Here is a 1,806-nt window from a genome sequence, read left to right as displayed (position 1 = left end):
GGCTGAATTTCCAGTTGTGGTCAGGCTCATCAATGCGTTCGAGGAAGCGCTTGCGTTGTTCATCCTTTGACAGGTGTAGGAATATTTTGACGGTCCGCGTTCCGTTGCGGTAGAGGTGACTTTCCAGATCCACGATGGAGCGATATCGCTCCTTCCAAATGGTCTTCTCGTCGCGCAGCTCTTCCGAAAGCCCCTGGCTGCGGAGAATCTCCGGGTGCACTCGAACGACCAGCACTTCCTCATAATAGGAACGATTGAATATGCCGATCCGCCCGCGTTCGGGCAGGCACCTCGTTGTGCGCCAGAGAAAATCATGTTCCAGCTCGTCGGTGCTCGGCTGTTTGAAGCTGAACACCTGGCAGCCTTGCGGATTGACCCCGGACATGACGTGCCGGATGGCGCCGTCCTTGCCTCCGGCGTCCATCCCTTGAAAAATCAGCAGCAACGCATAGCGGTTGGACGCGTAGTGCAGGTGCTGTAGCGAGCTTAGCTTCTCAACATGTTCTGCCAGGAGTGCTTGATACTGCTCCTTCGACTTGCAAAAGGGCTTCACAATCGTCGGCCACTTACTAAGTTTGACCTTCTCTCCCGGCCGCACACGGAAATCCTTTGAATTGATTTTCATCTTTGTCCCTTCGGTATCACTCGCCCCGTCGGTTGCACACATCACTCCTACTAGGGGTCAGAGGAGGTTGATACGGTGTTGGCCCGTTATCATTTCTCCTCTCCGCTCAGCGCTTCGAAGCCAGAGACGACGTCGAACAGTTCCTCGTCGATGCCGCTTTGGCGCAAACGATGGAATGTGCGGTTGAGGTTCTCCAGCAATTCGTCGATGTTTTTTTCGGCGCGTTGCATCGCCGCCAGGCGGCTTGCGTTTTCGCTCGCGAGGGATTCGGCGCACGCCCGGAAGAGCGAGACGAAAAGATATTCGCGGATAAGCGCGCGCAAGGTCGCGGTGCCGCCACCCATGACCTCGGGCAAGTCTGCCGTCGGCCAGGGAAGCTCGGCCAGCTTGCATCGCCAGGTTTCGTCCAGCGGCAGCAGTCTTTGACTCACGGGCGCATAGACCGCCCCAGCCAAGGGACGGTTGTAGAAGAGGTGGAGTTCGGTGACTTCACCCTGGCCGTGGCGCGCCTCGCTCTCCACGAGAATCTGCCCGACGAGCGGGGTGATGGCCTTGACGGAGTTGGGCACGGTGAAGAGTCCCACCGGCAACAATCCCCCGTCCGCCAGGCGCGCATGAACGCGCTCACCTACAGCCCAGACTTCGGGTTTGCCAGCGAGATCTGCGAGAGTCCTGATCGCGTAATCGGCTATCACCTCATTAAACTGCCCCACCAGTCCCTGGTCGGAACCGAACACAACCGCGCCAATCGCACCGGCAAAGGTTTGTCTTTTCCGTTCTGCAATCAAGGGCGCCGGCCCGCTTTCCCGGAAGCATGCGCCCAACCCCAGCTCCACAGTGCGATAGTAGTCGGCCAACGCGCGCACAGATTCCTCGTATTGTCCGATGCTAGAGGCGGCCACGGCCTTCATCGTGCGGACTACGGATTGGAGATCCCCGGCACTATTGATCTTTCGGCGCAAGCTCGCCGTGGTGTCGCTCATGACTTCTCCTCGGGCTCAGATTTGGGCTTGGCCTCCTTTTGGACTACCGTCTTGGACTCGGGTTCAGACTTGGGCTTGGGCTCGGCCGTGGCTTCGGGTTTAGATTCCGGCTTGGGTTGGAAACGTGCGAGAGATTTGCGGGCGATTTCGATAATCGTTTCGCGATCCTCGTCGCTCAGTTTTTCGGCCGTATCCAAT

2 protein-coding genes and 1 pseudogene are annotated in these 1,806 nt (G+C 58.2%); all 3 read right to left on the bottom strand.

Translation table 11 applies throughout. The features are described from left to right. Window positions 1–625 (bottom strand): PPK2 family polyphosphate kinase (locus WCA10_RS14920; protein WP_472823329.1); only part of this gene is annotated, 625 nt, incomplete at its 3' end. A gap of 89 nt (window positions 626–714) precedes the next feature. After that, window positions 715–1,608 (bottom strand): F0F1 ATP synthase subunit gamma, encoded by an 894-nt coding sequence (locus tag WCA10_RS14915; RefSeq protein WP_472823328.1) that lies wholly within the window; start codon window positions 1,606–1,608, stop codon window positions 715–717. After that, window positions 1,605–1,806, bottom strand: a pseudogene (locus WCA10_RS14910) (hypothetical protein); the annotation flags it as partial. The pseudogene WCA10_RS14910 and the gene WCA10_RS14915, both read right to left, overlap by 4 nt.

It is taken from the genome of Occallatibacter sp. (genome assembly GCF_049582745.1).
Classification (GTDB): domain Bacteria; phylum Acidobacteriota; class Terriglobia; order Terriglobales; family Acidobacteriaceae; genus Telmatobacter.
This window is presented reverse-complemented; position numbering and strand designations above follow the sequence as displayed.

Excerpts from the sequence above, each read along its gene's own strand:
- WCA10_RS14915 (WP_472823328.1), bottom strand. The coding sequence starts at position 1,608 with ATGAGCGACACCACGGCGAGCTTGCGCCGAAAGATCAATAGTGCCGGG.